1 pseudogene is annotated in these 244 nt (G+C 70.1%); it reads right to left on the bottom strand.

Annotated features, from left to right (window positions below):
* Nucleotides 1-244, bottom strand: a pseudogene (locus tag ACQG3P_RS21890) (EamA family transporter); the annotation flags it as partial.

The raw sequence follows: 244 nt of genomic DNA, 5'->3' as shown, positions 1-244 counted from the left end.
GCGCCATGTAGAACAGCAGGTTCATCACCCCCAGGGTGATGCCGTCGCGGAAGATCGCGCCCGCATCGGCGCGCGTGGTGGTCCAGCGCCACGGCCGGACCACCGCCAGCAGCACCAGCGCGGAGAAGCCCACGCGCAGCGCGCTGGTGCCCTGCGCACCGATCACCGGGCACAGATCCTAGGCGTACGAGGTACCCACGGCTAGCGAAGTGACCGTGCCGTGCACGGCCTGGACGGGGAACAG

It is taken from the genome of Stenotrophomonas sp. SrG, from assembly GCF_050031795.1.
Classification (GTDB): domain Bacteria; phylum Pseudomonadota; class Gammaproteobacteria; order Xanthomonadales; family Xanthomonadaceae; genus Stenotrophomonas; species Stenotrophomonas rhizophila_A.
This window is presented reverse-complemented; position numbering and strand designations above follow the sequence as displayed.